The sequence below is a fragment of the Pseudomonas sp. 2995-1 genome (assembly GCF_002742505.1).
GTDB classification, from domain to species: domain Bacteria; phylum Pseudomonadota; class Gammaproteobacteria; order Pseudomonadales; family Pseudomonadaceae; genus Aquipseudomonas; species Aquipseudomonas sivasensis.
Map to the genome: position 1 here is coordinate 30929 of NZ_LJSA01000398.1, position 26300 is coordinate 57228.

The 26300-nt window shown below is 57.9% G+C and carries 28 protein-coding genes, 1 tRNA gene and 2 pseudogenes; 14 read left to right on the forward strand and 17 right to left on the reverse strand.

The annotated features are described in order from the left end of the window. The first annotated feature begins 2 nt into the window (after positions 1-2). From ihfA to AOA61_RS21440, 3 genes are all read left to right on the forward strand, one after another. Positions 3-305 (forward strand): integration host factor subunit alpha, encoded by a 303-nt coding sequence (ihfA, locus tag AOA61_RS21430; protein WP_002553164.1) that lies wholly within the window; start codon positions 3-5, stop codon positions 303-305. Further along, on the forward strand, positions 286-642 hold the full coding sequence (locus AOA61_RS21435) for a MerR family transcriptional regulator (RefSeq protein ID WP_003219935.1): 357 nt from the start codon (positions 286-288) through the stop codon (positions 640-642). Before ihfA ends, AOA61_RS21435 begins: the two co-directional genes overlap by 20 nt. A 90-nt stretch (positions 643-732) precedes the next feature. After that, positions 733-809, forward strand: a tRNA-Pro gene (locus AOA61_RS21440). 78 nt (positions 810-887) lie between these two features. Here the strand turns inward: AOA61_RS21440 and AOA61_RS32365 are convergent. From AOA61_RS32365 to AOA61_RS21455, 3 genes are all read right to left on the reverse strand, one after another. After that, on the reverse strand, positions 888-1070 hold the full coding sequence (locus AOA61_RS32365; RefSeq protein ID WP_241150124.1) for a hypothetical protein: 183 nt from the start codon (positions 1068-1070) through the stop codon (positions 888-890). Between the two features lie 133 nt (positions 1071-1203). After that, the gene (locus AOA61_RS31580) at positions 1204-1380 is read right to left on the reverse strand and encodes a hypothetical protein (protein WP_095185582.1); all 177 of its coding nucleotides are present in this window, start codon (positions 1378-1380) and stop codon (positions 1204-1206) included. Then, positions 1377-1694: a hypothetical protein gene (locus tag AOA61_RS21455; protein WP_241150125.1), complete on the reverse strand. Its 318-nt coding sequence runs from the start codon at positions 1692-1694 to the stop codon at positions 1377-1379. The genes AOA61_RS31580 and AOA61_RS21455 overlap by 4 nt, the downstream gene beginning before the upstream one ends. A gap of 338 nt (positions 1695-2032) precedes the next feature. On the opposite strand from AOA61_RS21455, the gene AOA61_RS21460 reads away from it, so the two are divergent. Further along, positions 2033-2548: a hypothetical protein gene (locus tag AOA61_RS21460; protein WP_099602681.1), complete on the forward strand. Its 516-nt coding sequence runs from the start codon at positions 2033-2035 to the stop codon at positions 2546-2548. 110 nt (positions 2549-2658) lie between these two features. Here AOA61_RS21460 and AOA61_RS21465 read toward each other — a convergent pair whose 3' ends face one another. The 12 genes and pseudogenes from AOA61_RS21465 to AOA61_RS21525 all read right to left on the reverse strand — a co-directional run bounded on the left by AOA61_RS21465 (position 2659) and on the right by AOA61_RS21525 (position 12998). After that, entirely contained in the window at positions 2659-3573 is a 915-nt protein-coding gene (locus AOA61_RS21465) for a transporter substrate-binding domain-containing protein (RefSeq protein ID WP_099602682.1), read from the reverse strand. A 60-nt stretch (positions 3574-3633) separates the two neighbouring features. Beyond that, positions 3634-3918 (reverse strand): annotated as a pseudogene (locus tag AOA61_RS21470) (aldehyde dehydrogenase family protein); the annotation flags it as partial. Positions 3919-4003: 85 nt separating this feature from the next. Beyond that, positions 4004-4819, reverse strand: a complete 816-nt coding sequence (locus AOA61_RS21475) for a CoA ester lyase (RefSeq protein WP_099602683.1) — start codon at positions 4817-4819, stop codon at positions 4004-4006. Then, entirely contained in the window at positions 4816-5661 is an 846-nt protein-coding gene (locus tag AOA61_RS21480) for a MaoC family dehydratase N-terminal domain-containing protein (RefSeq protein ID WP_032886965.1), read from the reverse strand. The genes AOA61_RS21475 and AOA61_RS21480 overlap by 4 nt, the downstream gene beginning before the upstream one ends. A 25-nt stretch (positions 5662-5686) precedes the next feature. Then, positions 5687-6616 (reverse strand): electron transfer flavoprotein subunit alpha/FixB family protein, encoded by a 930-nt coding sequence (locus tag AOA61_RS21485; protein WP_099602684.1) that lies wholly within the window; start codon positions 6614-6616, stop codon positions 5687-5689. 15 nt (positions 6617-6631) lie between these two features. Continuing rightward, the gene (locus AOA61_RS21490; RefSeq protein ID WP_095185587.1) at positions 6632-7381 is read right to left on the reverse strand and encodes an electron transfer flavoprotein subunit beta/FixA family protein; all 750 of its coding nucleotides are present in this window, start codon (positions 7379-7381) and stop codon (positions 6632-6634) included. A gap of 63 nt (positions 7382-7444) precedes the next feature. Further along, positions 7445-8647: a CaiB/BaiF CoA-transferase family protein gene (locus tag AOA61_RS21495; RefSeq protein WP_163033175.1), complete on the reverse strand. Its 1203-nt coding sequence runs from the start codon at positions 8645-8647 to the stop codon at positions 7445-7447. Between the two features lie 74 nt (positions 8648-8721). Further along, positions 8722-9885 carry an acyl-CoA dehydrogenase family protein gene (locus AOA61_RS21500; RefSeq protein ID WP_032886957.1) on the reverse strand — a complete coding sequence of 388 codons (1164 nt, stop codon included), beginning with the start codon at positions 9883-9885 and terminating at the stop codon, positions 8722-8724. A gap of 66 nt (positions 9886-9951) precedes the next feature. Next, positions 9952-10548, reverse strand: coding sequence for a thiamine pyrophosphate-dependent enzyme (locus tag AOA61_RS21505; protein WP_032886955.1), 597 nt, complete (start codon positions 10546-10548; stop codon positions 9952-9954). After that, entirely contained in the window at positions 10536-11075 is a 540-nt protein-coding gene (locus AOA61_RS21510) for a thiamine pyrophosphate-binding protein (RefSeq protein ID WP_003442221.1), read from the reverse strand. The genes AOA61_RS21505 and AOA61_RS21510 overlap by 13 nt, the downstream gene beginning before the upstream one ends. Before the next feature lie 153 nt (positions 11076-11228). Further along, positions 11229-11430 (reverse strand): annotated as a pseudogene (locus AOA61_RS32370) (aminotransferase class I/II-fold pyridoxal phosphate-dependent enzyme); the annotation flags it as partial. 191 nt (positions 11431-11621) lie between these two features. Next, positions 11622-12998, reverse strand: coding sequence for an MFS family transporter (locus AOA61_RS21525; protein ID WP_095185591.1), 1377 nt, complete (start codon positions 12996-12998; stop codon positions 11622-11624). A gap of 506 nt (positions 12999-13504) precedes the next feature. Here AOA61_RS21525 and AOA61_RS21530 point away from each other — a divergent pair. Continuing rightward, complete coding sequence (locus AOA61_RS21530) at positions 13505-14428, forward strand: LysR substrate-binding domain-containing protein (RefSeq protein WP_095185592.1); 924 nt, start codon at positions 13505-13507, stop codon at positions 14426-14428. 725 nt (positions 14429-15153) lie between these two features. On the opposite strand, the gene AOA61_RS21535 is transcribed toward AOA61_RS21530, so the two are convergent. Further along, positions 15154-15480 carry a DUF2388 domain-containing protein gene (locus AOA61_RS21535; protein WP_099602685.1) on the reverse strand — a complete coding sequence of 109 codons (327 nt, stop codon included), beginning with the start codon at positions 15478-15480 and terminating at the stop codon, positions 15154-15156. 139 nt (positions 15481-15619) lie between these two features. Beyond that, positions 15620-17986, reverse strand: coding sequence for an outer membrane protein assembly factor BamA (gene bamA / locus AOA61_RS21540; RefSeq protein ID WP_099602686.1), 2367 nt, complete (start codon positions 17984-17986; stop codon positions 15620-15622). Positions 17987-18152: 166 nt separating this feature from the next. On the opposite strand from bamA, the gene AOA61_RS21545 reads away from it, so the two are divergent. The 9 genes from AOA61_RS21545 to AOA61_RS21585 all read left to right on the forward strand — a co-directional run bounded on the left by AOA61_RS21545 (position 18153) and on the right by AOA61_RS21585 (position 26269). Continuing rightward, the gene (locus tag AOA61_RS21545; protein ID WP_032886945.1) at positions 18153-18836 is read left to right on the forward strand and encodes a response regulator transcription factor; all 684 of its coding nucleotides are present in this window, start codon (positions 18153-18155) and stop codon (positions 18834-18836) included. Next, positions 18833-20113, forward strand: a complete 1281-nt coding sequence (locus AOA61_RS21550) for an ATP-binding protein (RefSeq protein WP_095185596.1) — start codon at positions 18833-18835, stop codon at positions 20111-20113. Before AOA61_RS21545 ends, AOA61_RS21550 begins: the two co-directional genes overlap by 4 nt. Positions 20114-20170: 57 nt before the next feature. Further along, complete coding sequence (locus AOA61_RS21555; RefSeq protein WP_099602687.1) at positions 20171-20611, forward strand: hypothetical protein; 441 nt, start codon at positions 20171-20173, stop codon at positions 20609-20611. Between the two features lie 227 nt (positions 20612-20838). Then, positions 20839-21507 carry a GntR family transcriptional regulator gene (locus AOA61_RS21560; RefSeq protein ID WP_032886938.1) on the forward strand — a complete coding sequence of 223 codons (669 nt, stop codon included), beginning with the start codon at positions 20839-20841 and terminating at the stop codon, positions 21505-21507. Positions 21508-21571: 64 nt separating this feature from the next. After that, positions 21572-22378, forward strand: a complete 807-nt coding sequence (locus AOA61_RS21565; protein ID WP_099602688.1) for an ABC transporter substrate-binding protein — start codon at positions 21572-21574, stop codon at positions 22376-22378. 12 nt (positions 22379-22390) lie between these two features. After that, positions 22391-23167, forward strand: a complete 777-nt coding sequence (locus AOA61_RS21570) for an amino acid ABC transporter permease (RefSeq protein WP_032886933.1) — start codon at positions 22391-22393, stop codon at positions 23165-23167. Between the two features lie 2 nt (positions 23168-23169). Continuing rightward, positions 23170-23949: an amino acid ABC transporter ATP-binding protein gene (locus AOA61_RS21575; RefSeq protein WP_099602689.1), complete on the forward strand. Its 780-nt coding sequence runs from the start codon at positions 23170-23172 to the stop codon at positions 23947-23949. A gap of 22 nt (positions 23950-23971) precedes the next feature. Continuing rightward, positions 23972-25582, forward strand: coding sequence for a gamma-glutamyltransferase family protein (locus AOA61_RS21580; protein WP_099602690.1), 1611 nt, complete (start codon positions 23972-23974; stop codon positions 25580-25582). Between the two features lie 204 nt (positions 25583-25786). Then, entirely contained in the window at positions 25787-26269 is a 483-nt protein-coding gene (locus tag AOA61_RS21585; RefSeq protein WP_032886925.1) for an Lrp/AsnC family transcriptional regulator, read from the forward strand. Positions 26270-26300: the final 31 nt, after the last annotated feature.

A 26300-nucleotide genomic window follows, 5' to 3' on the forward strand; every position in this document is an offset into this window, starting at 1 on the left:
GTATGGGGGCTTTGACGAAAGCTGAGATGGCGGAACGTCTGTACGAAGAGTTGGGTCTGAACAAGCGCGAGGCCAAGGAATTGGTCGAGCTGTTTTTTGAAGAAATCAGACACGCTCTGGAAGACAACGAACAGGTCAAGTTGTCCGGTTTCGGCAACTTTGACCTGCGTGACAAACGCCAGCGGCCTGGCCGCAATCCAAAAACGGGAGAAGAAATCCCGATCACGGCTCGCCGTGTGGTCACCTTTCGTCCAGGGCAGAAGTTGAAGGCCCGAGTTGAGGCTTATGCTGGAACCAAGTCATAACGACGAGCTACCCGTCATCCCAGGCAAACGATATTTCACCATTGGTGAAGTCAGCGAGCTTTGTGCGGTAAAACCGCATGTGTTGCGCTACTGGGAGCAGGAGTTTCCTCAACTTAACCCCGTCAAACGCACAGGGAACCGTCGGTATTATCAGCGCCAGGATGTGCTGATGATCCGACAGATCCGCGCGTTGCTGTACGACCAGGGGTTCACCATCAGCGGCGCTCGCCAGCGCATGTCCGGTGATGAGGCCAAAGACGATACCACCCAATACAAGCAAATGATTCGCCAGATGATCTCCGAACTCGAAGATGTGCTGGTGGTTTTGAAGAAGTAATACTGGCTTTTAAAATACTTCCACATTTCAAAAGCTTGCGGTATATTCCTGATCGCTTCGTTCAGAAGCGAACCCAGTAAAACGCCTAGTCGGGGCGTAGCGCAGTCCGGTAGCGCACTAGCATGGGGTGCTAGGGGTCGAGTGTTCGAATCACTCCGTCCCGACCATTATTCCTGAGTAATATCAGACACTTGAGCCGATCAGATAGATCGGCTTTTTTGTGCCTGCGCAAAACTGGCGCAAAACTACACAGTGATTTCGCTGATATTCAGGTCCGGAATCGCCTCTGACCAGATGATTTCCTCATGGTCCCGCTGGTAGTTTTTGGTCATGCCCTTGCTCGCATGGCCAGCGATCTTTTGCCCATCCTTTCCGGCTTTCTTGTACAGGTGCAGCGACAGCGCTCGCACTTCGTGAAAGCCCGGCATTTCCTCTTCCTTCGATCCCGCGTAGCAGTTCGCAGCCTGTCTGGCCTCCTTGAATGCTCGGGTCAAATACCGCTCCTCAACCTTCGTCCAGTGGTCCTTTGTCTGTGCCTGCTTCTGTTTCAGCCGATCTGGTTTACGGTGCACCAAGTAGGGCGAGGCGTGCGCAGTAGTGGTCGAATTCTTTGAGGGTTAGCGACTGATCAACGAGGAACTGAGTGATCATCCGCTGAACAATTACCGCCTCTTCCTGAGTGCTTGCAGCGTGCTTGAGGATTTCGAGCGCGTCGTCGATAAGGATGTGAGCGCTCATAGGTTGCCATCCACGTCGTCTTCGAGCTCTTCCCGTTCTGCTGCAACCGCGTCAAAGGCGTAGGGCCTGAGCAAATCCATGGCGATTCTTTCCGCGGCTTCGATGGGACGCTGTTCGCCCATCAGTTCCGCAGCGTGCCCGCGTGAATCCGCCTGACTGCCAAGGATCGAGGAAAGGAACAGTCGAGCGAACGAATCACGCTCGTCCAGGCCGTCGATCTGGCGCTGATTCAGGATGCCCTGCAGGTAAGTGCAATACCGATCAAACGTCACCACCTGCGGTTGGCCGTGGCGACGCTTCCACTTGATGTCCATGCCGCACACCAACTATTCCGCAGAATGTTCAAGCCACTCCTGTTCCGGATTCGCGTCGCTGACCTCTGGAGGCAACTTAGCGTCGAAACGCTCATGGCAAATCTTCAATGCTGCGTTTATGGTCGCCTCCAAGGTGGCGGGTTGTTCACCTGTATTCGTCAACACTCATGCCTCCCGCTGGTTGCCGATGGGCGCGGGGGAGGCGTGCTGACGTAATAGAGGTGGGGAAGGGGCCGGAATATCGCTTCTTGAGGGGGCTCGTCTTATTTCAAATAAGTGGCAACGTATCTGAGGCTGTGCCAGCATCCGGCAATAAATGTTGGCAAGGAAGCTGAACAATGCTCGATGCTCTGGAAGGCACGCCACTGTGGGTTTACGGCGCATTTCTCTTGGTCTGCTACTACGGTTTGAGTGCCAGGAAAACCAGTCGTGAAAGTCAGCGGTCGCTGATCATCACACCGGTTGTTTTGGTGGTCTGGTCACTCCTTTCTCTCAGCTACGCGGACCGCGTTGAGTTGACCGTGGGCAGTTGGGTCACGGGAATGCTTTTAGGTGGCTTAGTCGCATTTGCACTATTTCCTCGACGCGGACTGACTTTGGACGAGGAGGGCAAGCACCTGATCGTTCCTGGGACATGGAAAGTTCTTGGTATCTCGCTTCTCTTTTTTGCCGTGAAATACTTCATCGGTTATCAAGCTGCCGTACATCCAGAATTCTCGGCCACTGTGGGAATGCTCGCCCTTGCTGATGCCGCATCAGGGTTTACGGTCGGCTTGTTCTGCGGACGCACGGGTGTCTTCTACTTGGCGTGGCATGCACTTCGAGATATCCATGAAAGCAAACGCACTATCTGAGCTCGGTCGTTGATAGCTCGATGCGTTCTCATAGAGACGATCGGGCAGCAGCCTTGCAGTCGGCTGCCGTCATTCGATGACCGTCTTCACACTCAACGACGCGACGGCCGTTAAAGAGCCTTTTCCGGCGCCGGTTGGTCGTTGGGTTGGGCGATGATTGTTTTGAGCTCTGCGCTCATGGGGAATTTGAGATTCAAGCCTTTGGGAGGGATGGGCTGAGTAAACCATTTATCGTAGATGGCGTTGATTTCACCCGAGACAAAAAGTGACTTGATCGAGTCATCCACGACTTTTTTGAGATCCGGATCACCCCGACGCATTGTGCAACCATAGATTTCGTTGGATTGCGGGGTGCCAGTCACCACCCAATCTTCCGGTTTCTTCGCCTTGGCCATCTCGCCCGCCAGCAATGCGTCGTCCTGCATAAACGCAATGGCGCGGCCGGACTCGAGCATTTGGTAAGACTCGCCAATGTCTTTGGCAGAGATTACGTTCATGTTCATCTTTTTCTCGGCATTCATGACCTTGAGCATCCGCTCGGCAGTGCTGCCAGCAGTAGTCACTACGTTCTTGCCGTTGAGATCTTGAAAGTCCTTGTAAACCGAATCCTTCCTGACCAACAGGCGGGTGCTGGCTTCAAAAATGCCGACCGAGAAGTCGACCTGCCGAGCTCTCTCGGCGGTATTGGTTGTGGAGCCGCACTCCAGGTCCACAGTGCCGTTTTGCACCAGTGGGATACGCGTCTGTGATGTCACCAGGTTGTACTGTACGTTCAGCTTGGGCATACCGAGTTCTTGCTTGATAGCCTCGACAATCTTTAATTGAATGTCATGGGAGTAGCCCACCGGCTGACCGGATCCGTCGGCAATATAAGAGAACGGAATGGACGAGTCTCGGTGACCCAGGGTGATGGTCCCCGAGGTCTTGATTTTCTTAAGCGTGCCGGTGGGTTCGGCAGCCATGAGGGCAGTACTACTTAAGGTCACAGTCAGGGTAACGCCCAGGATTGCAGGGAAGGCACGCATCAAAAGCTCCTCATTAGGGTGAAGCGAGAGGTCTCGCGGGGCTTGGCGACTCGCTTGTTGTTAGTGACGGTCCAGCCAGACGGTCTGTGCATTACAGAATTCGCGCACACCGAAATGCGACAGTTCACGGCCAAAACCGCTTTTCTTTACGCCGCCGAAAGTGACGCGTGGATCGGTTGCGCAATAGCCATTGATGAATACGCCTCCGGTTTCCAGTTCGCCGGCCAGCTTCTGGGCAAGTTCGACATTGCTCGTGTAGATGGTCGAGGCGAGCCCGAATTCACTGTCATTGGCCAGTTCCAGAGCATGTGCGGCGTCCCGCGCAGTGATGATCGATGCCACGGGTCTAAGGCCGGAAACGTTAGTCATGACACCGTCCTGTAGGATGGGAATGGATGCATAGCTTCTAAGCAACAGCGCCGGTTTTGAATCAGATCGCGCGAGCCAAAATGGATTGTGCGCGACCAATGACCGGCGCATCGACCATTTGCCCATCCAGCACGAAAACGCCTTCACCTGAACGAGCGGCTTCGATAATGCGTTGCGCCCAGTGCAATTCTTCCTGGCTTGGTTTCAGCGCCTGATGAATGATCGCGACTTGGGTTGGATGGATACACAACGCGCCACCAAAGCCCATGTCGCGTGCAAAACGAACAGCACGTAGCAGCCCTGCGGTGTCCTGGATCGACGGAAATACCCCATCCAACGCTGGAGCGAGCGCGGCAACCCGGGTTGCAAGCAAAACGGCGTAGCGCGCATGGCTAAGGATTTCTTCAGCGGCAGGGCTGTCAGTAGACAGGTTCAGGTCCAGACCCAGATCCAGACTACCGAACGACAACCGCTCAACGCCTTGAGTGCCGGCAATTTCGTTGAGTGCTGACAAGCCCTTCGCGCTCTCGATGATTGGCCAAATCGGTTTTTCGGTACCGGCAGCTGTGGTGACCTGTTTCGCGCTTTCTGCTTTGGGCAGCAGAATTCCGATAACGCCGGCGTGGCGTCGGCAAAGATCCAGATCCGCAACATGCGCCCAGTGATCCGGGGCATTCACTCGGACCAGAATCCGTGCATCCGGGGCTTCGCTCAGGAACGCGTCGAGATTATCCCTCGCCTGCTCCTTGAGGTTTTCTTGCACGGCATCTTCCAAGTCAACGATGACTCGATCCGCTCCGGTGGCAATAGCTTTTGAGATGCGCTCTGGTCGAGTGGCCGGCACAAACAGGGCGGAGCGAACAATTGATTCGCTCATGGCGTTGCTCCATTGCTGAACTCGATCTCTCCAATCTGTGCTGTGCCGTCCTGATTGCCAGCCCAGACCTGTGCCTTGCCGTTTTCGATTAGACGTCCGCCCACCTCGAAAGGCTTAGGCGAAATCAGAGGTCGTACTCCGCGGAATGCGAAACGCTCCAGGCGCGCAGTTGGATGCGCTTTGGTAAAGGCACGCAAACTCAACGTGGCGATCAATGGACCATGTACCACCAGCCCCGGATAACCTTCGTTCTCTGTCACATACGGCCAGTCATAGTGAATACGATGACCATTGAAGGTCACTGCGGAATAGCGAAACAGCAGGGTTGGAGTGGGCTCTATCCGTTCCTGCCATTGGCCTTCAGGTAGCTTTTCGGTACCGTTAAGTTTGGGCGGGGAAGGTTCACGGTACACAATGTCCTGATCGTCTTGAAGCGCGCGTTTGCCGTCCTGGAAAAACTCATGGCGTACTGTGACGAACAATAAGGAACCCGTGCGACCGTGCTTCTCCTCGACGTTGAGGATGGTCGATACACAGGTCACTTCAGCATCCACTTTTAATGGCTGGAAAAACTCAATTCGGCTTCCCGCCCACATGCGATTGCGGTTATGGGCCGGCGGCAAAAATCCCCCAAGCGCTGGATGGCCGTCCGGCCCCAGTTCGCTGGCACCCACCGGCTCCTGAAAAAATGCCCAGTGCCACAGGGGCGGCAGCGGCTCACCAGGTTGTGGTGCCGACTCGCCCAATGTCGCGGCAATGCGTCTGACCAGAGTGAAACTGATCCGGTCCTGGCTTTCCTGACGTCGTCCAATCCAGGCGGAAAAATCGGAACTGATGCTCATATTCTTTGCTCCAATTGGTCAGTGATCAGGCCAGGGTGGCCATTTCTGGAATCGCTTCAAAAAGATCCGCCACCAAGCCGTAATCGGCCACCTGGAAGATCGGCGCTTCCTCGTCCTTGTTGATCGCAACGATCACTTTGGAGTCTTTCATGCCGGCCAGGTGCTGGATCGCGCCGGAGATACCGACGGCGATGTACAGCTGTGGAGCAACGATCTTGCCGGTCTGACCGACCTGCATGTCGTTCGGAACAAAACCGGCGTCGACCGCGGCGCGCGAAGCACCCACGGCAGCGCCCAGCTTGTCGGCCAGGGCGTACAGGTGTTTGAAATTGTCGCCGTTCTGCATGCCGCGGCCGCCGGAAACGACGATCTTGGCAGCGGTCAGTTCCGGACGATCGGACTTGGCCAGTTCTTCGCCAACAAAGCTGGAGATGCCAGCGTCGTGGGCAGCGGAGACGGCTTCAACGGCAGCCGAACCACCTTCAGCAGCAACCGGGTCGAAACCGGTGGCACGCACAGTTATCACCTTGATCGCAGCGGTCGATTGCACGGTAGCGATGGCGTTACCGGCGTAGATCGGACGCTTGAAAGTGTCTGTGCTTTCGACCGAGATGATCTCGGAAATCTGGTCAACGTCCAGCTGGGCGGCAACGCGCGGCAGGATGTTTTTGCCGTTGGAAGTGGCGGCAGCCAGGATGTGGCTGTAACCAGCGCCCAGCTCGGCTACCAGCGAAGCAACGTTTTCCGGCAGCTGATGCGCGTAAGCGGCATTGTCAGCGTTCAGGACTTTGCTCACGCCAGCGATTTTCGCAGCGGCTTCAGCCACGGCGCCAGCGTCCTGGCCTGCAACCAGAACGTGGATGTCACCGCCGATTCTTGCAGCAGCAGCCACGGTGTTCAGCGTGGCCGGAGCCAGCACTTTATTGTCGTGTTCAGCAATAACCAAGATAGTCATTTCAGGCTCCTTAACTCAAAGTACCTTCGCTTCGTTTTTCAGTTTCTCGACCAGTTCCGCCACCGACTTGACCTTGATACCCGCGCTGCGTGCAGCAGGCGCTTCGACTTTTACGGTCTTGTTGGTGGAGGCGGTGGAAACGCCCAAAGCGTCCGGAGTCAGCACTTCGAGAGGCTTCTTCTTGGCTTTCATGATGTTTGGCAGGGACGCGTAGCGCGGCTCGTTCAAACGCAGGTCGGTGGTGACGATGGCTGGCAGTTTCAGGGAAACCGTCTGTGCGCCGCCGTCGATTTCGCGGGTGACAGCAACGTTGCCGCCGCTGATTTCGACTTTCGAAGCGAACGTGCCCTGACCGTAGCCGCTCAATGCAGCGAGCATCTGGCCAGTCTGGTTGTTGTCGCTGTCGATGGCTTGTTTGCCAAGGATCACCAGCTGTGGCTGTTCCTTGTCGACAACAGCTTTCAACAGTTTGGCAACAGCAAGGGACGTCAGATCTTCGGCGGATTCGACGAGGATGGCGCGATCGGCACCCAGAGCCAGCGCGGTGCGCAGTTGCTCTTGAGCGGTGGTCGGGCCGATGGAGACGACGATGATTTCAGTCGCAACACCTTTCTCTTTCAGGCGTACGGCTTCTTCCACTGCGATTTCGCAGAACGGGTTTATCGACATCTTGACGTTGGCGAGGTCTACGCCGGAATTGTCCGCCTTGACGCGGACCTTGACGTTGTAGTCGACCACTCGTTTCACAGCTACCAGTATTTTCATTGGGCAGTGTTCTCTCGAAAAACTTTGATCGTTGCAGGCAGGTTTTTTGTTTTCAGATGAAGGCTAAATCGCCCCGGCTGCGCGCATTAGTTCAATACGGTCTGTATCCAGCCCCAGTTCCCTGAGCACCTGTTCGGTGTGCTGACCGAGACCCGGTACGGCATCCATACGTGGCTCGAACGCGCTGTTGCTGCCGGGAGGTATCAAGCTCGGGACGGTACCGGCGGAGGTTTCGACTTCCCGCCAGCGATCACGCGCCTGAAGTTGCGGATGGTCCCAAACACCTTGCATGTCATTGACCCGAGCATTAGCAATTTGCGCATGCTCCAATCGATCAAACACGGCATCGAAATTGAGTGTGGAGAACGATTCAACGATGAGTGCCCGCAGCGCCTGGCGGTTTTCGACGCGCTTGAAGTTGGCAGAGAAGCGTTCATCTTTCGCCAGTTCAGGGGTAAGCAGTACCTTGTCGCAAAACAGCCGCCACTCTCGTTCGTTCTGCAACCCCAGCATGACTGTGGTGCCGTCACCGATAGGGAAGGGGCCATAGGGGTAAATCGTGGCGTGCGCGGCGCCGGCGCGAGGGGGAGGGGGAGAGCCGTTGTAGGCGTAGTACATCGGGTAGTTCATCCACTCGACCAGGCTTTCCAGCATGGACACATCAAGGTGGCTACCTTCGCCAGTGCGTCCACGCAACAGCAAGGCAGACAGAATTCCGGTGTAGGCGTACATGCCGGCCGCGATGTCAGCAATCGAGCAACCTGCCTTGGCCATTTCTTCCTCACCTGGTCCGCCGGTGACCGACAGGAAACCGCCTTCGCTTTGGATCAACAGGTCATAGGCTTTTTTCTTTTCATACGGGCCGCCTGCGCCGTAGCCTGAAATGTCACAAACGATCAGGCGCGGAAACCGCTGATGCAAAGCCTCAAATGAAAGTCCCATTCGTGCTGCGGCACCCGGCGCCAGGTTCTGCACCAGGACATCGGCAGTGGCCAGCAAGCTGTCCAGCACCTCGGTGGCCGAATCTTGTTTCAGATCGAGGGTCAGGCTTTCTTTCGAACGATTGGTCCAGACAAAGTGCGAGGCGAGACCGTTGACGCGTTGGTCGTACCCTCTGGCGAAGTCACCCGTGCCTGGGCGTTCGACCTTGATCACGCGCGCGCCAAGATCGGCCAATTGTCGGGTGCAGAAGGGAGCTGCAATGGCATGTTCAAGGCTGACGACGGTAATGCCATCGAGCGGACGGACGCCTTTGGATTGGCTCATGATTATTATCTCTTTTGTCATGGCTCCCCAGTCGCGCCTGTTCGAGCCGACGCGCTGGGTTTTACGCTGATCCTTTAAAAGGAGCGCGGCAGTTCAAGCAGGTGTTCGGCAACGTACGACAGGATCAGGTTGGTGGAGATGGGCGCCACCTGATACAGACGGGTTTCACGGAATTTGCGCTCGACGTCGTACTCGCAGGCAAAGCCAAAACCGCCGTGAGTCTGCAAGCACGCATTGGCGGCTTCCCAAGAGGCTTTCGCCGCCAGGTACTTGGCCATATTGGCACTGGCCCCGGCGTTGATACCGCTGTCGTATTCCTCGCAAGCACGCCAGCGCATCAGGTCAGCCGCTTCGATTTCAATGTGTGCTTCAGCGATGGGGAACTGAACGCCCTGGTTCTGCCCGATAGGGCGTCCGAACACGACGCGATCACGCGCATAGGCGCTGGCTTTTTCGATAAACCAGCGGCCGTCACCAATGCATTCGGCTGCGATCAGTGTGCGCTCGGCGTTCAGTCCGTCCAGGATGTAGCGGAAACCTTTGCCTTCCTCGCCGATGAGGCTATCGGCAGGAATTTCCAGGTTGTCGAAGAACAGTTCGTTGGTTTCGTGATTGACCATGTTGGCGATCGGCTGCACGGTCATGCCGTTGCCGATGGCCTCCCGTAGATCGACGAGGAAGATCGACATGCCCTCGGATTTTTTCTTCACGTCGGCCAACGGCGTGGTACGCGCCAGCAAGATCATCAGGTCGGAGTGCTGGACCCGCGAGATCCACACCTTCTGTCCGTTGATCACGTACTTGTCACCGCGTTTGATCGCTGTGGTCTTGATCTTGGTGGTGTCGGTGCCAGTGGTGGGTTCAGTGACGCCCATCGATTGCAGGCGCAATTCGCCGCTGGCCAGTTTCGGCAGGTAGTAGCTTTTCTGCGCCTCGCTGCCGTGTCGTAGCAGGGTGAACATGTTGTACATCTGGCCGTGCACGGTGCCGGAATTACCGCCGCAGCGGTTCACTTCTTCCAGGATTACCGAGGCCTCAGCCAGCCCGAGGCCGGAGCCACCATATTCGACAGGGATCATCGCTGCCAGCCAACCTGCGTCGGTCAGTGCCTTGACGAAGGTTTCCGGAAAACCTTTTTCCTCATCGACTTTACGCCAGTAAGCTGCATCGAATTCAGCGCACAGAGCGCGTACGCCCTCGCGGATGGCATTGAGTTCTTCAGAGTTGTGATCAGTCATTATTATTCTCCTCCACGCGTCACGCACAGCACCTGCCCTGCGTGACCGGGACCGGGCAAAAGGCAATCAGATCGGGTTGAAACCCAGGGCGGCACGAAAGCGATTCTTGATGTAGTGACCATCACGTGGTGGCAGCACCCGTGGCGGGTTTTCCGCCTTGATTTTGATCGTCGCAAGCTTGACGCCATCGCGAGTTGCAAAGCGCTCGCGCAAGTTATGTACGCCTTCCATGTCACGGATTTCATCGGTCCAGCTGAAGCCGCAAGTCTTTGCGACCTGATTCAGGGAAATACCAAAACCGGCGTGGCTGACTTGCATGCCGGTTTCACCAAAGTGACCGTTATCCAGCACAGCGATGGTCAGGTTGGCAGGCTTCTGCAGTGCCACCGTGGCCAGTGCGCCGAACCCCATGAGCAACTCGCCGTCACCGGTGACCACCACCACCGATTTGTTTGGCTGCGCATTCGCCAGGCCCAGGCCCACAGTGATTGCGCTGCCCATGGCGGCCCAGAGGTAATAATTCAGATCGTTGTCACCGGCTGCCATCACGTCATAGGACGCAGAGCCCAGCCCCGTCACGACCAGCACGTCTTTGCGGTCGGCCAGTAAGGCCTTGACCACTTCGCGGCGGCACAGAGTGTGGTTTGCGCTTACTTGACCCATTTCTTTTCTCCAATCAGGCGCTGGCCGAGCAGCAGGGCAGTGGACGAATCACCGTTGAAGGCCATGGTCGCGGCACCGTGCAGCAGCGGGGCGACGTCTTCCGGGACGTCCGCGCGCCAGGTCATCACTTTCATCAGGTTCAGGGAGGCTTCTGTGGCCTGGCCCATCGGGTTCTGCCACGCGTTGAATTCGGCCCAGTCGCCGCGCATGGTGACCACCATCAACAGCGGGAAGCCGGCACAGACTTGAAGTGCCAGAGTGTTGATGCAGTTACCGACTCCGCTGGACTGCATCAGGAGGGCACCGCGTTCGCCGCCAAGCCATGCGCCGGCGAGATAGCCGATGCCTTCTTCCTCGGTGGTGAGGACAACAGCCTTGATGTCCGGGTCTGCATACGACATACGGATCGCCGCCGAGTGGCCTGCATCCGGTACGAAGACCACGTGTTTGACGTCGTGGGCCTTGAGCACGCGGAACACGTCCTCTTGCCAATCCTGTCCCACGGTGTGTTCAGCTTCTGTTGACATGCCAATCTCCCAAGCAGTGCTGCTTTTGTGTTTTCACCCATTCTGGGAGGGATGGAGGAGAAGGACGACTACCGTTTTTGTCTTTGAGATATGCCCATTTTGTATAGCAGGGGGGGAATGCGTGGCCTCTTGGGCAACGGCGATAGCCACGCATTATGGGAAGGGAAATGATTGACGCAGAGAGGTGCAGAACGTACGGAATCGCTTCGCGACCCCTACGCAATGAAGCGTCATCCATAGCGTAGACAATGCGAATGTAAGGGCCAAGGCCAAAAGCGCTTCCATGCACCACTGCCACATCCGCGTCGTCGAGCAGCGCATGCGCGACATCTTTGTCGGTGTGCAGTACTCGGCCGGTATCAAGAGGCCCGTCTTTGACTCAAGTCAGTTCAAGGATCTTGATCTGGATTGCAGGCATGGCCAAACCGGGGAAGGTAACCAAGGTTCATCAAGCGCATTCATCACAAGTAGCATAGGTATTCGCTATCCAATGATTTTAAAAGGGCCCATGGGCCCTTTCAAAAAACCACGGTAATCGTCAGTGCCTCAGATCCTTGCAGCCTGCGATTTGATGCAGCCCCTAAGTCCGGTGCGTTCTTCGATCTCACCCGAGCCGCTGATGTAACCATAGCGGGACAGGTTGGGCATTAGCATCGCTGCGATGAACGTGATGGTTACTACGGCCGCGACGTAGAAGAAGAAATACTCCTCAATACCCTGCGACCGAAGCGACAAGGCGACGTATTCGGCGGTGCCACCGAACGCCGCGTTGCCGACGGCATAAGGAAAGCCCACACCCAATGCACGTACCGCTGGCGGGAACAGTTCAGCTTTGACGATACCGGCAATCGGGGTGTAGAGCGACGCGATTGCCAGGCCGCCAAATACCAGCAGGAACGCTGTAAATGGACTGCTGACTGATTGCAGTGAATAGAGCAGGGGGATCACCAGTAGCATGGCCAACCCGGAAAACAACAACATATGGACCTTGATTCCGATTCGGTCAGCGAGCAGACCAAAGAGTGGCTGACAAAACATGAAACCGACCAGGGCGGCCGTCATGATGAAACTCACCGTTTCCGGACTAAACCCCGCAGAGATCACCAGAAATTTCTGCATGTAGGTGGTGAAGGTGTAGAAGTAAAGTGAACCGCCAATGGTAAACGCGACCACCAGTGCCACTGCGCGTTTGTGTTTGAACATGCCACGTAGCGAGCCGGCATCTTTGCGGTTCATTTCTTTTTTTGTGGCGGTTTCATGCATCGCGCGACGCAAATACACGACTACGATAGAACTAAAGGCGCCGATGAAAAAAGGAATTCTCCAGCCCCATTCCCGCAATTCCTCGCCGGTAAGGGTTTGTTGAAGTATGACCACGGTCATCAGGGCGAGGAGTTGGCCTGCGATGATGGTGAAGTACTGGAATGATCCATAGAAACAACGGCGCCCAGGTGTCGCGATTTCACTGATGTAGGTGGCGCCGGTGCCGTACTCCGCGCCCACTGACAGCCCCTGAATCAGCCTGGCAACGACAAGCAAAACTGGCGCCGCCACACCGATGGTTTCATAGGTCGGCGTGACGGCAATCAACAAGGAACCGGCGCACATCATGAACACCGAGATAATCATCGATACCTTGCGGCCGCGGGTATCAGCAATCCAGCCAAAAATCCAACCGCCGAGCGGCCGCATGAAAAAGCCGACGGCGAAGACACCGGCGGTTGCGAGCAACTGACTGGTGGTGTCGCCTTTGGGGAAAAACGAGCTCGCAAAATAGATGGCGGTATAGGCGTAAATGAAAAAGTCGTACCACTCCACCAGATTGCCCGAGCAGGCACCCATGATGGCTCTGACACGATTCGGACTTTTCATCTGATCGGACTTTTCAGTGTGGCGTGTTGAGTCGCTGGTTGATGCAGACATTCTGTTCACCCTTGTTTCAAGGCGAGACGATACGAGGCCCACGCTGATGCGTGTCCGACGTTGCTAGCTCGATGGGTTGATGTGCTTAACGCAAGTGCTGTGACCCTTCGACGACCAAGGCACATGAAGCGGGGGGGTGTATATGAGAGGTCAGCTGTTCGCTGACTGTATAAGGCGGGTCGGTCAGGTAACGAGAAAGGTAGTAAATCATGGCGGCAAGCCCTCGAATCTTATTCTTGTAGTCAGTCGATCGCTCTTGGCGTCGACGTTGATTGCACGCTACCGCAGAGTGACGAGGGTAATAAGCCGTCAGCCAGGTCTAACTGATATACCGAAATTCTATAGCTTGTCTTGCAGCCCCTACGGGCTGGGGGATACAGCCGGCTATAAAGCCATTAGGCCCCATGCGACGCGGGCCCTGTGGCATTCCAGGAAACGCTAATGCGTTTACACTCATACTACTTTCGACGCATTTCGCGCCGAGCCCGACTTTGACTGGCCTGGTAATGGATGTCGTTCAACTCAAAACCTTGATTCACGTGGCCGAGCTAGGCAGTCTCAGCAAGGCCTCAGACCGGCTTCACATCGCACAACCGGCACTCAGCCGACAAATTCGAATGCTGGAAAAAGAACTCGGCACCTACCTGTTTGATCGACATGGACGAGGCATGGAGATTACCGATGCTGGTCGCGAGGTGCTGGCGCATGCCACTCGAATCATGGAGGAAATGGAATCCATTCGAAGTTCGGTGGTGGGCGGAAAGACCTCTTTTCGGGGAACGGTCGTCATCGGTACGACGCCGACGGTAGCGGAAATTGTCACCGTTCCTTTAGTGCGCAAAATCAAAGACGCGCATCCGAATCTTGCCGTCAGATTTTCCTCGGCCTTCAGCGGTTATCTGCTGGATTGGGTTCAGCGTGGCGAATTGGAACTGGCGATTTCTTACGATCCCCAACCCCTGCATACGCTGCGTATCGTGCCGGTAATGATGGAAAACTTGCTGCTGGTCGGACCTGCCAGTGCCAAGCTGCGCCTGGATGTGCCGGTGTCATTCGAGTCTTTGGCCGAGCAGCAGTTGGTGTTGCCAAGCGCCCGCCACAGTCTTCGCGTGATTCTGGATAATTGTGCGCGAGAAGTCGGCATCAAGCTCAAAACCAGCGTTGAAGCTGACTCCTTCGGCGCGATGATTGACCTAGTTCGTAATGGCTTCGGTTTGACAGCTTTGCCACTGGCATCGATTTATACGCAGATTGAATCGGGAGTGCTCAGTGCTGCACCTTTGGTCGACCCTATTCCCATGCGTAAATTGGTCCAGGTATTTCCCGCGGACAGGCGAGTCAGCCCGGCTGCAAAATTTGTTGGGGATGCGTTCATCGAGATTGCTGCCGATCTAGTAGGTCGCGAAATCTGGGCAGGGCACATGCTTTGAACAACATCAATCCTCGACCATGAACCTATGAAGGAAACCCCTGTTGTGTGAGTTCACGCCGCTTTTGGCCCTTTTTCGCGCTGCCTTTGGCACCAATCCTGTCTGATATTTCTCTTCCTTTCTCAGCTTTTTCGCATGTCAGATAGCCTTGCCAAAAGCCCTGTTTCCGGGCGATTAGGGCGTTTTTCCTCACCGGCTCCGCGGCGCTAAACCCTGGAAGCTCAGTTCCGATTCTTCGTTCTTAAAGGTCACCATCCAACATCCGCGAAACCGGCTGTACGTCACGCGGGACGTGCCTTTGAAGACAAACGGAAGCAGCGAAAGCCGGACTTCCGATTGTGCGCTAGGGAAACGGAACAGAGCGCGGGGAGGGCGCATCTATTCGAATTGATTGCTGACGGGCTGTGGGCCTCCTGAAGACCCTTTGATCACAAGGCCCAGGGGCCGATTTGGAATCAAACAATCGCGTTCGAGAGCCTGCCTCATACCTCCAAATTCGACGTTTTTGGGCTCAAACCGCAGTGCCAAACAGACCGCAAATTCACCCGACTTCTTGCTGTTTTGGTGACAAACCATTTTGCAGGTAGTTGGCACCGATTGAGTGCCGCTGAACCCTCGAAAGATCCGTCGGCCGCGGCTTCTAGCGGTCAGCTCGGAATCTCTTGCAAGGTCCTGGTCGGTGCCAAATCCGCTGCTAACTCACAGCGCTATACCGAGAGCTTCGCTCAGTACGTTGTGGCGATGACCTGTGCTAATTGCATATCAGGCATGAACGGTGGGCTGTAGGTCGAGTGATAGTACCTGGACGCCTGCTCAAACTGGGCGCCGCGGATCTCGCCCTCTGAACCGATAAACGCCAGTGCATCGGCCTTGGCGGCGCCGAAATATTTGCTGGGATGGCTTGTCACATCACTGGCGAAGGAGCTGAAGAAGGTGGGCCCCGATGTCGTCCAGAACATGGCGCGGTCGCCGGGTTTCTTGATCTCTCCTGCCATCGATTGAGTGGAAAATAACGCCAGCCCTGCGATGATTGCTGCCTTCCATGATTCCATTCGTCGTCGCGCCCCTTTTGTTTAATCAGCCCAGGGTAGCAGCGCAGGCGCGGTGATTTTGCTGGGCTGGAAAAATTTCCCATATCCGGCGCATCCATCTCGGTGAAGGAGAAGCTCAATTAGGCCTAACGCGCACGTATCAAAACGTTTGCCCCATGGAGAACTGGAACACCTGCTTATCCGCATTCTCCGGCGTTCGAATCGGATACGCCAAGTTCACACTCAGCGGCCCCAAAGGGCTGTACCACGTCACGCCCACGCCTACCGAGCTGGCCATCTGGCTCAAATCCACGCTGCCACAGCCCTGGGTGGTGCTGAGGTAGCACTTGTCCGAATACACCGTGCCTACATCCCAGAACACTGAGGTCCGTACGGATTTGTTGTCTTTGATAAACGGCACCGGGAACAGGTATTCCGCCCCGCCGGTTATCAGGATATTGCCGCCCAAAGCCTCGGTGTCGCGGTCGGTGTAGTACGCCTGGCCGGCGCTGGAGTAGGCGCCGGTGGCCGGGGTGTTGCGTGGGCCGAGGGTGCCACTTTCAAAACCACGCACACTACCTTCGCCGCCTGCCGTGTAGGTTTCGTAGAAGGGCAGGCTATCGGTCGAGCCATAGCCGCCGCCGTAGCCAAGCTTGGTATGGAAGCGCAGCGACGTGCTGTTGGTGATAGGCAGGAAGGTCTGCCCCGAGTAGTCGATCTTGTAGAAGCTCAGGTCGCTGCCGGGCACTGTCACCATCACGTTGAGGTTCTGTGAGTGTCCGCGGGTGGCCAGTACACCCTTATTCAGCGTCGATTCCGACCAGCCCAGGTTGGCCTTGAAGTTGGTGAACTCCTTGCCTTCGCGGTCGACGAAGTCGTAGATCTCGTCGGCGCTGTAGGTGCCCGGTTCAATGCTGTCGTGTTGCGCCGTGAGGCCAAAACTCAGGCGAGAGGTTTCGTTGATCGGGTAGCCCAGGGTTGTGCCAAGGCCAAAGCTATTGATTGCGTAATAGGAAACGCCATCATCGTAGTAGTCGTTGTAGTCAGTCTTGCTGTAGAACGCGTTGTAGCCGAGGCTCACGCCGTCGGCAGTGAAATAGGGGTCGGTAAAACCGATGTTGTATTTGCTCTGGTACGACGAGCGGGTCAGCCCCAGGCTGGCGTAATTACCGGTGCCCAGGAAGTTGCTCTGGCTGATCGAGCCGCCGAGGATCAGGCCCGAACTTTGGGCAAAGCCGACACTGGCGGTAATCGATCCAGACGCCTGTTCTTCCACGGCGTAGTTCACGTCCAGTTGGTCATCCACACCGGCCACCGCCGGCGTTTCTACGTTCACTTCCTTGAAGAAGCCCAGACGGTCAAGGCGCACTTTGGATTGGTCGATCAAGTAGGTCGACGCCCAGCCACCCTCCATCTGGCGCATCTCACGGCGCAGCACCTTATCGTCTGTCTTGGTGTTGCCACGGAAGTTGATCCGATTGACGTAAGCCCGCTTGCCGGGGTCGACGCTGAAGGTAACGTCAACCGTATGATCTTCCTCATGCACCTGCGGAACGCCGTTGACGTTGGCGAACGTATAGCCCTCGTTTCCCAGGCGACGGGTGATCAGCTCCGAAGTGGTGGTCATCAACTTGCGCGAAAACACCTGGCGCTTTTGTACCAGCAGCAGCGAATTGACCTGATCCTCAGGCACCTTCAGCTCACCACTCAGCTTCACCGAACGGACCCTGTATTTCTGGCCTTCCTGGATGTTCACGGTGATATACACGTGTTTTTTGTCCGGGGTCATGGAGACTTGGGTCGAGGCGATATCCATGTTGATATACCCACGGTCCAGGTAGTAGGAGCGCAGCCGTTCGAGGTCGCCGGAGAGTTTTTCCCGAGCGTATTTATCGTCGTTCTTGAAAAATGACAGCCAGTTGCTGGTCTTGAGCGTGAACTGGTCGATCAGTGCTTCATCCGGGAATGCTTTATTGCCCACCACATTGATGTGCTGGATCGACGCCACTTCGCCTTCATCAATCTTGATCTTCACGCCCACGCGATTGCGCGGTTGGGGCACGACCTCAGTGTCGACCGAGGCCGAGTAGCGGCCCTGGGCAACATATTGGCGCTGCAATTCGTTGCGCACGCCTTCCAGCGTGGCTCGCTGGAAAATCTCGCCCTCAGCCAGGCCGGACTGCTTCATGCCTTTCATCAGGTCGTCGGTGGAGATCGCCTTGTTACCCTCGAACTCGATACTGGCAACCGAAGGCCGCTCAACTACATTAATAATCAGCACGTCGCCTTCGCGGCTAAGTTGAATGTCCTGGAAGAACCCGGTCTTGAGCAGCGCGCGCGTCGAGTCCACCAGGCGCCGGTCATCCGCTTCATCGCCTACGTTCAGCGGCAATGCGCCAAACACACTGCCAGCAGAGACCCGTTGCAGGCCGTTGATTCGGATATCCGAGATTTTGAAACCCTGGGCGAGCGCCAGTGAGGTATTGAGCAGCAGCGCAACCGAGCAGAGCAGGCGCGAAAAATTCATCAAGATCTTTTCCAGAATACAGCGCCGGCGCAGCCGGACGGGTGAACAGGCAGCTTAAGAGCGTGCGGCGTTTGGTGCGGTTAACCGAATGTCAAGTTAGGTAAAGGTTGGCCTGCAAAAACGCGCCAGGGCCAATAATGCGCGACCACCCACTGACGAGCTCGCGATGATCTCCGTACTGTTAGTCGACGATGACCAGGAACTCACTGGAATGCTGAGCCAATACCTGGAGCGCGAAGGATTTGCTGCGACCGCCGTGCACACGGGCGAGGAGGGTGAAGCAGAGGCGTTGTCGGGGCGCTACAGCATTGTGGTGCTGGACGTCATGCTGCCCCAGCGCTCGGGGATCGAGGTGCTCCGGCGCATTCGCGCCGTCAGCCAGGTGCCGGTGGTCTTGCTCACCGCCCGTGGCGACAACATCGACCGCATCACCGGCCTGGAACTAGGTGCCGATGATTATGTACCCAAGCCCAGCTCCCCCGGTGAGCTGGTCGCTCGCCTGCGCGCCATCATGCGCAGGGTGCAGCCAGCCGGCCAGCCGACTTCGGAGATGATCAAGACCGGCTCACTGGTGTTGTGGCCGGGCAAGCGCCAGGCAATATGGAAAGGGGTTGAGCTGGGCGTGACCAGCACCGAGTTCAGCCTGCTCGAAGAGCTCGCCCGCAGTGCCGGGCAGGTGGTGAGTAAAAAGGACCTGTCGTTGAACGCCTTGGGTTGCCCATTGACCCGCTACGACCGGCGTATCGACGTGCACATCAGCAGCATTCGGCAAAAACTCGGGCCACGCGCGGATGCCAAGGCGTGGATTCAAAGTGTGCGCGGCCTCGGCTACCTGTTGATTGCCGAATGACCAAGCCCAGCCTGCTGTTCTGGAAGCTTTTCCTGGCCTTCTGGTTGGCCACCAGCCTGACGTTCCTGGCGGGGGTCGGCGTGATTGAACTGGGCAGTTTTCGCGCGGGTGATCCGCACGTGGAAGCCATTCTTACCAGCGAAGAAAGACTGCTGGAGCAATTCGGTGTCGAAGCGGCCACCCAACTGCTTAACGTGTGGGAGCATCCCTCGGACGAGGCCATTGGGGTGTATGACAGCGCGGGTCACCTGGTGGCCGGTTCAACGGTGCTGAACCCGGTCTATGAGCGATCAATCATCAGTAAGGAAGGGCTGTCGCTGTCGGTCAAGTCCACCCATGCCCCCGACGATCACGGCAGGCCCTGGCGCCAGATTCCGCTGATTATCGGTACGCTGATGAGTGCGTTGTTCAGCGGTTATATGGCGTATTACCTGGCCTGGCCCCTGGCTCATCTTAAGCGGGCCATGAGCGACGCGGCCCAAGGGCGTTTTGAAACCCGGGTCAAGCCCGCCATGGGCAAGCGCCGAGATGAAATCGTCGACCTGGCCGAAGACTGCGACCGCATGGCCAACCAGCTGAAGGTGCTGGTGGAGGCTCAGCAGCACTTATTGCACGATATCTCCCATGAGCTGCGTTCACCCCTCACGCGCATACAGGCCGCCATCGGGTTGTTGCGCCAAGATGTGGCGCGCGTGGAAATGCTCGAACGCATCGAGCGCGAATCCGAGCGCATGGACACGCTGATCGAGGCGCTGCTCACCCTGGCTCGTCTGCAGGGGCGCCCCGAAAGCATTGAGCGTGACGCCGTGGACATCGTCGAGTTGCTGGGGATGATTGTCGAGAATGCGCAATTCGAAGCCGGCATCAAAGGCTGCCGCGTGCACCTTGGGGCATGTCCGCCATTTATTGCCTGTGTCAGCGGCGAATTGCTGTACCGCTGCTTCGAAAACGTGATCCGCAACGCTGTGCGCTACACACGGCCTGGCACCACGGTACAGGTGTCGGCCCGGATCAGCAGCGATGGGAACCGCCTCTGCGTGCACATCACCGACCAGGGGCCGGGTGTCGAAAACCGCCGGCTGCGCAGCATCTTTAACCCGTTCGAGCGCGGTGCAGGGGACGCCAGCGTGGGCTTTGGCCTGGGCTTGGCCATTGCGGCCAGGGCAGTGCAAATGCATGGCGGCAACATTGTGGCGCGCAACGAGCCGACCGGGGGACTGACGGTAGAGGTTAACCTGCACAGCGCGCGATCTTTACACGACATTACATTGGCTTGACCGCCCTGTACGTCGCACCTCTTTAGACTGGTCACCATTGATTGAGTGGAGGTGGCGATGTTTCAGGTGCATAAAAAAGGCTTTGTGCCCGGCAGGAAAATGGTCGATGGCCTGGTCCCCTATGACTTCTTTTGTGAAGACAGTCCGGCGATCAATCTGTTTGTGTTTACCGGCGCGGCCACGCCGGATGCGACCGTGCAGGAGCAGACTTTATGGGGTTTCACCCGGCTCGAACGTTTTGAAGCAATGACCGGCGCCCTGTTGAGCAACAAGCAGCACGCCGGATGGTTTCAAAGTGTCAGCGTCCTCACCGGACCCAGCCAGAACGGAACGCAGAGCGTGAAATTCCAGCGCGTGCTGAAGATCATCAAGCACGCCAGCGCCACCCGCAACGTCGACTACGAGATCCTGACTGACGAAGGCGACACCTACTTCACCCGTCAGACCGTTGCGCAGGACACCGCACAAACCATCATCTATTCGGCCGAAGCCGTCTGATTCTGCACGTGCAGGTGGCTGTTACCGGCGACCGCACTGCCCCGGCATGGGGCATTTTCTGAGCCATTTGGTAGCACATTCCTACACCGTCTTTGCGCGTGCCGTCAGGCACTTGCGACCTATTTCATCCAAATCAATCACTTGGCTTACCCCCTGAACGATTGGCACGCATTCTGCATTTTTGCATCCATGGATAATTGGATACAAAAATTCAAAAGGTGCAGCCGATGCAGTTCGCCCCCGCTTACGTTGACCGCCAGCCTCTCACCGCCGAGGAGGAGGCCTACAAGTTCCTCCTCGACGCCATCTGCGGTGGCCGCTACCACAAGGGCGACCGGCTGATTGCTGAGGATATCGCCAGCGAGATCGGCATGAGCCGCATGCCGGTGCGCGAGGCGTTCCGTCGCCTGGACGCCCAGGGCCTGGTGACCTTGCGTCCCAACCGTGGCGCCATCGTCAGCGGCCTGGATATCGATGAACTGCACGAAGTGTTCGAGATGCGCAGCGCCCTGGAAGGTCTGGCGGTGCGCGTCGCGGTGGGCCGTATCGGTGAGCGGCAACTTGCCGCGCTGGAGCGCCTGCTCGACGAGATGGACGACTACCGCGATGAAAGCGCCGTGTGGGTCAGTCGTCATCGTGCCTTCCACGAATACCTGTGCAGCCTCAGTGGTCGCCCGCGCCTGATGAAGCAAATCTCGGCGCTGTACTCGCTGGTGGAGGCGCCCATGCGCTTGTGGTTGCAACACGGCGAAAAACCCCTCAGCGCACGTCAGGAACACGCGGTGATCCTTGAGGCGATCCGCGCCGGTGATGGGGCACGCGCTGAAGCGGTGGTGCGCGAACACATCGAAGGCACCGTGCCCGCCCTGATCCAATTCCTGCAATCCGAACAATAAGAAAGCTGTCGTGTGTTGACGTTGAGTCCTGCCCCCGTTACTTAACGAACTGGAGTGTCTGGTCATGCATAAACGCCGTGCCTTGCTGATGGCTGTCTCCCTCGGCCTCTGTACCCAATGGGCTTTTGCTGCGCCCCAGGTGCCGGAGCGCCTGCAGAAAGTCGACAAACTCACCTACTGCTCGGGGATGGATTCACCGCCCCTGGTGTCCTTCGACGAAACCCAGCAACCGCGCGGGCTCACTGTCGATCTGGGGCTGGAAATAGCCAAACGCCTGGGCGATAAGCACGTGCAATGGCGGGTGATTCCGTTCGCCGGGCTGGTGCCGGCGTTGCTCGCCCAGCAGTGCGACATGATCGTTGACCAACTGTTCGACAAACCCGAGCGGCGCCAGGTGATCGACATCGTCAACTACATGTATTCCAGCCAGTCGGTGGTGGTGCCCAAGGGCAACCCCAAGGGCATCAAGACCCTGGATGACTTGTCCGGGCACAAGGTCGCGGTGCTCAACGGATCCACTATCAAGACCCTGCTCGATACCCAGAATGAAAGCCTGACCAAGGCCGGCAAGCAGCCGATGAAACTGGTGGTCTACAACACTGACACCGATGCCTTTCAGGCCCTGCGCATCAGCCAGGTTGACGCATACGGCACCACCGTGGAAACCGCCGGCTACTACGCCGCAATGGCCCCGGATCTGTTCCAGGAAGGTGTGCCCGCGTTCAGCCGCATCCTCACCGGCCTGGGCATGCGCAAGGACGACCCGCAGCTCACCGCCGCCGTACAGCAGGTGATCAGCGACATGCGCAGCGACGGCAGCTACGTGCAATTGCTTAACAAATGGCATGTCAGCAGCGACACACTCGACTGAGGCGCACCGACGATGAATTTCAATTGGGATGTGTTCTGGCAGTACCTGCTCCAGCCCAGTGGGGTGTACCTCACCGGGCTGTGGCTGACCTGCCTGATCAGCATATTGGCGATGCTGCTGGGCTGTGCGTTGGGTTTGGCGGCGGCGCTGTTGCGCCTGTCGAAGAATCCGCTGCTGCACCTGCCGGTGCGCTTTTACGTGTGGTTGATGCGCGGCACACCGTTGCTGGTGCAGATCGTGTTTTTGTACACCGCACTGGCGGCCGGCGGGATTTTCCGCTTCGAAGACATCGAGCTGTTCGGCCTGATCGTTCCCGGCAATATCCAGGCAGCCATCATCGCCCTGGGCCTCAACGAAGGTGCGTACATGGCCGAGATCATCCGCGCCGGTATCGGCGCGGTGGACAAAGGCCAATACGAAGCGGGGCGTTCCCTGGGTATGGGCTTTGCCAAACTGATGCGGCGCATCGTGCTGCCCCAGGCGTTCCGCGTGATCGTGCCGCCGTTGGGCAATGAGTTCAACGTCATGCTCAAGAACACCACCCTAGTCAGCGTGATCGGCGTGCAGGAGCTATTGCTTAGCACGCAGATGATCACCTCGGCGACCTTCCGCGTGTTCGAGCTGTACCTGGTGGTCGCCCTGTATTTCCTGACGCTGACCACCCTGTGGGGCTTCTTCCAGCGCTGGCTCGAAAATCGCTTCGGCCAGTCCGATCGACCTTCCTCGCCACCGCCGGCCGCCAGCCGTATGTTCGGTCGCAGCACCCTGAAATTGCTGAGGGGACGTTAACCATGGCGCACCAAAGTGAAGAGCTGATCATTGAGGCTTTGGATGTTCAAAAGTCGTTCGGCGAGTTGCAGATTCTCAAGGGCATCTCTCTGCAAGTGCGGCGGGGCGAAGTGGTGGTGCTGATCGGTGCCTCCGGCTCTGGCAAGACCACCTTTATCCGCTGCATCAACCTGCTCGAAGATATCCAGGGCGGACGCATTCGTGTCAACGGCCGCGCCATGGGCTATCGCGAACGCAGCGACGGCAGCCTGGTACGCGATTCGGAGCGCAACATCGCCCGTCAGCGCCGGGACATCGGCATGGTGTTCCAACGCTTCAACCTGTTCCCCCATATGACTGCGCTGGAAAATATCATCGAGGCGCCGATCCAGGTGCTCGGCACCCCGCGTGCCCAGGCGCTGGAACAGGCGCGCGGCCTGCTGGCGCGGGTCGGCCTGGCCGACAAAGCCGACCATTACCCGTCAATGCTCTCCGGCGGCCAGCAGCAAAGGGTAGCGATTGCCCGCGCGCTGGCGATGAAGCCCCAGGCCATGTTGTTCGACGAACCCACCAGTGCCCTCGACCCGGAAACCGTCGGCGAAGTCTTGCAGGTGATGAAGGAACTGGCGGAGGAGGGCATGACGATGGTGGTGGTCACCCATGAAATGGGGTTTGCCCGTGAAGTGGCCGACCGCGTGGTGGTGCTCGATCAGGGCGAGCTCATCGAGCAGGGGCCGCCGGAACAGATCTTCAGCCACCCCAGCCATCCGCGTACCCGGGCCTTTCTCAGTCGCGTGTTATGACCCTTTTTGAAGAGCGTTTGCCATGTTGAAATTTTCTGCTCACGAGTACCCTTATCCGTCGCAACGCCAGAGCGTGTTTGCCCGTCGCGGCATGGTCGCCGCGTCGCAACCCCTGGCCGCCCAGGCCGGTATCGAAATCATGCAAAAAGGCGGCAACGCCATCGATGCCGCCATCGCTACGGCCGCCGCCCTGACGGTGGTAGAACCCACCGGTTGCGGCCTGGGCGGCGATGCGTTTGCCCTGGTCTGGTGCAAGGGCCAGTTGCACGGCCTGAACGGCAACGGCCACGCGCCGGCGGCCTTGAGTATTGAGGCGGTCAAGGCCGCCGGGCATGAACAGATGCCCCTGTATGGCTGGACCCCAGTCACGGTGCCGGGTTGCCCGTCGGCGTGGGCTGAGTTGTCGCAACGCTTCGGCAAGTTGCCGTTCGCCGAGTTGCTGCAACCGGCGATCACCTTGGCGCGGGAAGGCTTTGCGCTGTCGCCGGTGGTCGCCCATCAATGGCAGATCTCCATGAACGAATTCAGCCCGCACCGTGACGAAGTGCTGGACGCGTGGTTCGATACCTTCCTGATCGACGGTCGCGCGCCACGCGCCGGTGAGATCTTCCGTAACACGGCCCAGGCCCGCACCTTGGAAGAACTGGCCGATACCTGCTGCGAAAGCCTCTATCGCGGCGCGCTGGCCGAGCGCCTTGACGCCCACTCGCGCGCCAGTGGAGGCTACCTGCGCGCCAGCGACCTCAAGGATTACCGCGCGCAGTGGGTGGAGCCGATCCATATCAACTACCGCGGCGTGGATGTCTGGGAAATTCCGCCCAGCGGCCAGGGCCTGGTGGCGTTGATGGCGCTGAAAATTCTTGAAGGCTTCACCTTCGATCACCGCGACAGCCAGCAGACCTGGCATCGCCAACTGGAGGCGATGAAACTTGCCTACAGCGATGGGCTGCACTACATCACCGATCCCGCGCACATGCGCGTGGCGGTGGCCGACCTGCTCAGCGACGACTACAGCCGCCGCCGCCGTGACCAGATCAGCGAGCAGGCGCAGCCGCCCAAACCCGGCGACCCCCACGCCAGCGGCACGGTGTACCTGGCCACGGCGGACGCCGAAGGCAATATGGTCTCGTTTATCCAGAGCAACTATCACGGCTTCGGCTCCGGCGTTGTGTTGCCCGACAGCGGCATTGCGCTGCAGAACCGTGGGCAGGAATTCAGCCTCGACCCGGCCCATGCCAACCACCTGGCACCGGGCAAGAAGACCTTTCACACCATCATCCCCGGCTTCCTCACCCAGGACGGCCAGGCACTCGGCCCGTTCGGCGTGATGGGGGGGTATATGCAGCCCCAGGGTCATGTGCAGATGGTGATGAACCTGGTGGACTTCGGCCTCAACCCCCAGGCCGCGCTGGATGCGCCGCGCTGGCAATGGCTGGGTGACATGAAGGTTGGCATCGAACACGGCGCCTCGCGGGGCCTGGTCAATGCACTGGCGCGGCGTGGTCATACCGTGCAGACCGACAGCGACCTGACCGATTATGGGCGCGGGCAGATTATCCTGCGTGACCCGGTCAGCGGCGTGTTGTGTGGCGGCACCGAACCACGTGCGGATTCCCATATCGCGGTGTGGTAAGGCGCAGCATGCCCGGCCGCTGCGTGGCGACGGAACCCTTCGACATCACCGGAAACACCGGCGACAGGTGAATCAAAAACCCCATGAGACGCTCCATTTCTGCATGCTGAAGGAGTTGGGATAGTATTGAGGCCCTGGTCGTCATTGGTCTCTGAATCGAGGCTGTTTTCGATAAAATTTCTCACCCCGTCGAGCACGCACCGAATGGCCAAACCCGCTTCTTACACGCTTGACCTGGACGGCTTCGACTGGTCCATCCTGGCCCTGGTGCAGCGCGACAACGCCTTGCCCCTGCGTACTCTCGCCGAGAAGGTCAACCTCTCCACCGCCGCCGTGCAACGCCGCATCAAGCGCTTGGAAGAGGGTGGAGTGATCATCGCGAATGTGGCCCTGGTGGACCCGGTGAAGGCCGGCAAGCCGATCACCATCATTGCCGAGGTTTCCGTCGAACGTACCAGCATCGACGCGCTGTCGACGACCAAGGCCAGCTTCTCCGTGCCCCAGGTGCAGCAGTGTTATTACGTCACCGGCGAAGCGGATTTCGTGCTGGTGCTGAACGTTGCCAGCATGCAGGAATACCAGGATCTCGCCGCCCGGCTGTTCGCCGAGAACCCCAACGTGAAGTGGTTCAAGACATTGGTGGCGCTGGATCGCGTCAAGGTAGGGCTGGAAGTGCCCATTGGCTAAAAAATAACTCTCGAAGCCTGTCCCCTTTTTT

Bases quoted from the DNA above. Each gene is read 5' to 3' on its own strand.
- ihfA (WP_002553164.1), top strand. From the start codon at position 3: ATGGGGGCTTTGACGAAAGCTGAGATGGCGGAACGTCTGTACGAAGAG.
- AOA61_RS21435 (WP_003219935.1), top strand. From the start codon at position 286: ATGCTGGAACCAAGTCATAACGACGAGCTACCCGTCATCCCAGGCAAA.
- AOA61_RS32365 (WP_241150124.1), bottom strand. From the start codon at position 1,070: ATGCCGGGCTTTCACGAAGTGCGAGCGCTGTCGCTGCACCTGTACAAG.
- AOA61_RS31580 (WP_095185582.1), bottom strand. From the start codon at position 1,380: ATGAGCGCTCACATCCTTATCGACGACGCGCTCGAAATCCTCAAGCAC.
- AOA61_RS21455 (WP_241150125.1), bottom strand. From the start codon at position 1,694: ATGGACATCAAGTGGAAGCGTCGCCACGGCCAACCGCAGGTGGTGACG.
- AOA61_RS21460 (WP_099602681.1), top strand. From the start codon at position 2,033: ATGCTCGATGCTCTGGAAGGCACGCCACTGTGGGTTTACGGCGCATTT.
- AOA61_RS21465 (WP_099602682.1), bottom strand. From the start codon at position 3,573: ATGCGTGCCTTCCCTGCAATCCTGGGCGTTACCCTGACTGTGACCTTA.
- AOA61_RS21475 (WP_099602683.1), bottom strand. From the start codon at position 4,819: ATGAGCGAATCAATTGTTCGCTCCGCCCTGTTTGTGCCGGCCACTCGA.
- AOA61_RS21480 (WP_032886965.1), bottom strand. From the start codon at position 5,661: ATGAGCATCAGTTCCGATTTTTCCGCCTGGATTGGACGACGTCAGGAA.
- AOA61_RS21485 (WP_099602684.1), bottom strand. From the start codon at position 6,616: ATGACTATCTTGGTTATTGCTGAACACGACAATAAAGTGCTGGCTCCG.
- AOA61_RS21490 (WP_095185587.1), bottom strand. From the start codon at position 7,381: ATGAAAATACTGGTAGCTGTGAAACGAGTGGTCGACTACAACGTCAAG.
- AOA61_RS21495 (WP_163033175.1), bottom strand. From the start codon at position 8,647: ATGAGCCAATCCAAAGGCGTCCGTCCGCTCGATGGCATTACCGTCGTC.
- AOA61_RS21500 (WP_032886957.1), bottom strand. From the start codon at position 9,885: ATGACTGATCACAACTCTGAAGAACTCAATGCCATCCGCGAGGGCGTA.
- AOA61_RS21505 (WP_032886955.1), bottom strand. From the start codon at position 10,548: ATGGGTCAAGTAAGCGCAAACCACACTCTGTGCCGCCGCGAAGTGGTC.
- AOA61_RS21510 (WP_003442221.1), bottom strand. From the start codon at position 11,075: ATGTCAACAGAAGCTGAACACACCGTGGGACAGGATTGGCAAGAGGAC.
- AOA61_RS21525 (WP_095185591.1), bottom strand. From the start codon at position 12,998: ATGTCTGCATCAACCAGCGACTCAACACGCCACACTGAAAAGTCCGAT.
- AOA61_RS21530 (WP_095185592.1), top strand. From the start codon at position 13,505: ATGGATGTCGTTCAACTCAAAACCTTGATTCACGTGGCCGAGCTAGGC.
- AOA61_RS21535 (WP_099602685.1), bottom strand. From the start codon at position 15,480: ATGGAATCATGGAAGGCAGCAATCATCGCAGGGCTGGCGTTATTTTCC.
- bamA (WP_099602686.1), bottom strand. From the start codon at position 17,986: ATGAATTTTTCGCGCCTGCTCTGCTCGGTTGCGCTGCTGCTCAATACC.
- AOA61_RS21545 (WP_032886945.1), top strand. From the start codon at position 18,153: ATGATCTCCGTACTGTTAGTCGACGATGACCAGGAACTCACTGGAATG.
- AOA61_RS21550 (WP_095185596.1), top strand. From the start codon at position 18,833: ATGACCAAGCCCAGCCTGCTGTTCTGGAAGCTTTTCCTGGCCTTCTGG.
- AOA61_RS21555 (WP_099602687.1), top strand. From the start codon at position 20,171: ATGTTTCAGGTGCATAAAAAAGGCTTTGTGCCCGGCAGGAAAATGGTC.
- AOA61_RS21560 (WP_032886938.1), top strand. From the start codon at position 20,839: ATGCAGTTCGCCCCCGCTTACGTTGACCGCCAGCCTCTCACCGCCGAG.
- AOA61_RS21565 (WP_099602688.1), top strand. From the start codon at position 21,572: ATGCATAAACGCCGTGCCTTGCTGATGGCTGTCTCCCTCGGCCTCTGT.
- AOA61_RS21570 (WP_032886933.1), top strand. From the start codon at position 22,391: ATGAATTTCAATTGGGATGTGTTCTGGCAGTACCTGCTCCAGCCCAGT.
- AOA61_RS21575 (WP_099602689.1), top strand. From the start codon at position 23,170: ATGGCGCACCAAAGTGAAGAGCTGATCATTGAGGCTTTGGATGTTCAA.
- AOA61_RS21580 (WP_099602690.1), top strand. From the start codon at position 23,972: ATGTTGAAATTTTCTGCTCACGAGTACCCTTATCCGTCGCAACGCCAG.
- AOA61_RS21585 (WP_032886925.1), top strand. From the start codon at position 25,787: ATGGCCAAACCCGCTTCTTACACGCTTGACCTGGACGGCTTCGACTGG.